General features: G+C 52.7%; 4 protein-coding genes. All 4 read right to left on the bottom strand.

The window, feature by feature from the left end:
- Window positions 1-368 (bottom strand): TIGR03546 family protein (locus H6750_21530; GenBank protein MCB9776893.1); only part of this gene is annotated, 368 nt, incomplete at its 3' end.
- Window positions 369-543: 175 nt separating this feature from the next.
- Window positions 544-2,145 carry a ferredoxin--nitrite reductase gene (locus tag H6750_21525; protein MCB9776892.1) on the bottom strand — a complete coding sequence of 534 codons (1,602 nt, stop codon included), beginning with the start codon at window positions 2,143-2,145 and terminating at the stop codon, window positions 544-546.
- Between the two features lie 50 nt (window positions 2,146-2,195).
- A complete protein-coding gene (locus H6750_21520; GenBank protein ID MCB9776891.1) occupies window positions 2,196-3,092 on the bottom strand; it encodes a formate/nitrite transporter family protein in 897 nt (298 codons plus the stop codon).
- A gap of 460 nt (window positions 3,093-3,552) precedes the next feature.
- Window positions 3,553-3,969 (bottom strand): hypothetical protein (locus tag H6750_21515; GenBank protein MCB9776890.1); only part of this gene is annotated, 417 nt, incomplete at its 5' end.

The following is a 3,969-nucleotide window of genomic DNA, read 5'->3' as shown; positions in this document are numbered from 1 at the left end:
AAGAGCATCACGGCAAAGACCAGACTCCCCATCACGATGGAATTATTGAAATGCTCCAACCGCCACCACACGGATTGATAGAGCGCGGTCCACACACCTTCCAGCGCCGGGGCGGTGAGCACGGCCAATCCGATCTGATGAAAGAGGGGATCCAGCGCATAGGCGATCCCGGTACACAGCGCGAGCCCCAGCAGAAAAGCCGACAGGTTCACACGGAGCACACACACCAGGAGAAGAACGAGAAGATTATGCAGACTCAGCAGAGGGGTCAGCCCTGCGATCATGGCCAACCCAAACCCCAGAGAAATCTGGCCGGGTTCCGTTTCGGAGTTTAAGACACGGAGCAGTTTGGCAAGAAGCTTGATCATTCCATTCAAATCGCAGGAAACAAGACTCCTTCAGAATACTCTGGAATTTCGATCAAGTCTACCTAGAACAAAACGCTCATGCACCACATAGAGCAGTCTTCCTGCTTCTCTCCCCCCCCCTCTCTTCACCTCCTACCTGCAAAGCGGCGTCCGTCCTGATTGAATAGTTCCCTCATCAGGTCACCAGGTTGATAGCCTCGTGGGGCAGGGATTTTTGGATTTCCACTTGAGACGTAACCGTGTGCGCCATGGCCTTCTTCTGACGGCTTTTGGCTTTCGTCTTATGCATCTTGTCGCGGGAGTGATACGGCAAAATATGGCTCAGAACCTCGGGTAAGGACTCGCACGGGACATCTTCCAATAATTTAATGGCTGGCTTGGGGTCCGGCCCTGAACGGCCGCCTACAAATACATCTACCGCTTCAACCACGGCCCCTTTCACTTTGATCTTTTTGCCTAATAATCCGACATCCGCCACCAGATGGTTGCCGCATCCGGCCGGACACCCCGACCAGTGCATGGAAATGGGTTTCACGTCCGTCCCGATCATTGCCTCTACCCGTTTGGCTGTTTCCACGGCCCGGCTTTTGGTTTCGATGACGGCCAGATTGCAGTAGTCATTACCGACACAACTCACAAGCCCCTTTTGCACCGGAGTGGGATTATAAAGAAACCGCTTCAGCAGGGATTCCTCAGTCAAGTTGCCCAACACCCGGTCATGAACATGTGGAATAATCACGGCCTGATTCGATGTCAACCGAATCTCGCCATTCCCATACGTTTCAGCCAGCACGATCATTCCTTCCAGATCGTCTGCATGCATGCGGCCCACCGGAATTTTGAGCCCGACATAATTCAATCCAGGTTGTCTTTGACGGTAAATACCCAGGTGTTCGTTCGCAGTGGGTTTGCGAGCATCAGTACCCGCCCGTTCCAACACCCACCCGACTTCCCGCTGCACTTCAAGCCGAAATCGTTCTTCACCCCATTCATCGAGTAAAAAGGCGAGCCTGGCAGTCGTCCGGGAATCTCTGAATCCATGGTCCCGGAACACACGAAGAACTGCTCCGGTCACCGCTACCACCTCCATCGGAGTGACAAACACATCCAGGGGTGTGGCCATCCGATACCCTCCGGAGCCTAACTTGCCTCCTGCCAAAATATTAAACCCTTTCACCTGCCCATCGGGGCCGTCTATCGTGGCGGGAATAAAAGCCAGGTCCTGCGTTTCTAGATGCAAACAGTTTTCCGGACAGCCGGTGATCGCCATATTAAATTTTCGCGGAAGATTGGAGTAGGCCGGATTGCCCGTAAACGCTTCATTGAGACGTCGAACTAACTCACTCGCATCGAAATGTTCCTGCGCCGTCAGCCCGGCGACGGGACAGGTCATGACATTTCGCACGTTATCCATCCCGGTTTGCAGCGTAGTCAGCCCGGCGGCTTCCATCTCACGAAATGCCTCCGGAACATGCTCGATCCTCAATTGCCTCAACTGAAACTGCTGCCTAGTGGTCAGGTCCAACACGCCGTTCCCATAGGTTTTTGCGATATGCGCCAACATGCGCATCTCCGCCGTCGTGGTACGCCCCCCGGGAATCCGCACCCGTACCATAAACAATCCCGGAGTCGGATTACGTAAAAATATCCCATACCATTTCAGCCGTTGAATATCCTCTTCGGAAATCGCCTCCCATCCTAATTCGGCCAAGCGGGCAATATCCTCTTTGATAGCCAATCCATCCTTCTGCGCTTTGAGCAACTCGATCTTATTCATCATCATCCTTTCTCAATTCTGTCATAGATTCACAGGTCGGAGCCCCTGCTTCACACCCTCCGGTCGGCTCCAATCAATAACGGGTTCACCTTCACGTCTCCTTTGGCCGAAGCCGCCGCGATCCGTGGCGTTTCAGTGGAAATGGCGTCGGCGATATTTTCCAGGACTGAGGCCTTTGCCCTCACCGGGCTGCACAACCAATATGCCCCACCCACAAAGGCTCCTCCGCCCACCACATTGCCCAAGACCACCCAGAGCTGATTCCAGAACAATCCCATCCAGGTGACCTCTGCCCCATGCGGGAGAAACAACGCGAGCCCCAGAATCGATTGATTGGCAATGCTATGTTCAAAGCCACTCCCCACAAAGGCAAACAAGCACCAAAAGATCAAGAGAATCTTTGCGGCATCGTTGGTGGTACGCGCCGCCATCCACACAGCTAAACACACCAGCCAATTACACAGGATCCCTCTGACCAACAATTCCCATGCCGGCCCATTCATTTTCCCCGCAGCCACCTTGAGCAGCAGATCGCTTTGCGGAGCCTGCCCTACAACTCCCGCTTGCGCGATGAGCCAAGCCACCCCCAAAGATCCAAGTAAGTTTCCGACAAATGAATAGAAAAATATCTGCCCCATCTGCTTTACGGTGATAGCCCTCGACATCACTCCAATTACGCCAACCATATTATTTCCAGTAAACAACTCGGAGCCGGCAAAAATCACAAGCGTCAGGGCAATGCCAAAGGAGGCCCCCATGACCAGCTTGAAGCCCGCCGAACCATCGGCCCAGAAAGGCGCTCCGACGCTGAAGATCAAGCAAATCCCAAATCCCAGATAGACTCCTGCCATAGCGGACAAGAGGAGGTACCCCAGCGGATGGCCTTGACAGTAGGCAACCTTCCTTTTGACCATCTCGACCATGCGTTCTACATCTACGGTATACATCGTCGCCTCCTTTCCCCAGTTTGGATTTTCGCAATAAAAAAGCGCCAACTGCGTTTCATCAAGGCCAGACACGTCAGCCCTGATATTGCAGTGGCGCCGTTGCCACTCTCCATCCACCCTTCACTCTCTCGTTCTCTGAAGGATGTGAGTGGAGTCACATCTAATAACTGATTACTGAAATGTTTCCCCTAGCAAGCCCAAACAATGTCCTAATGCCCATTCTCGGCACCAGCATATTTGGGATAACCCCTTTTTCGGCAAAAAAAAACGCCCATTCCCTTTCTTGGGAAATGGACGCCAATTGTCCACGACTATGTCTTTGTTAGAAAAAAGGCAACGACACTGTTACCTGAGCACAATAATTATCAGACGGAAGATCACTTGTCAAACTTGAGTATATAATCCGAATTATATGCCTCGTCAGTATCAGTCGGTGGTAAATATTCCATCTCTCTCGTATTCACCAAAGGTAACGAACACCAAGATGAAACCAATGGGTATCCTGGCTGACCTGCAATAAGGGAATCGTGCTTTCCGTGCCGTTGGAAAAAAAGGTGCGATCCGTGCCGTTGGAAGTCCGCAAAAAACGGCCCGTCCATCCTGCATCCACCATCCACTGCGTGGTGATGGGATAGCGGAGAGTGGCCGTGATATCCCCCCCATACCCATTATCATCCTTGTGGGTAAAACTCGGCGTCTGTTCAAAGTCCGTGCGCAGGTTCCACGTACCTTTGCCCCGATACCACACCACCGGCCAATACCGCCCTTCAAGGAGCAAGAACAATGGAACGGGATTGAGATCGGCCATCCATCGAAACCCAACCGTGGGACCATACCAACGGGCACGATATTCGGAATTCAATCCGGACAGGTCGGC

The sequence above is a fragment of the Nitrospiraceae bacterium genome (assembly GCA_020632595.1).
Classification (GTDB): domain Bacteria; phylum Nitrospirota; class Nitrospiria; order Nitrospirales; family UBA8639; genus Nitrospira_E.
This window is presented reverse-complemented; position numbering and strand designations above follow the sequence as displayed.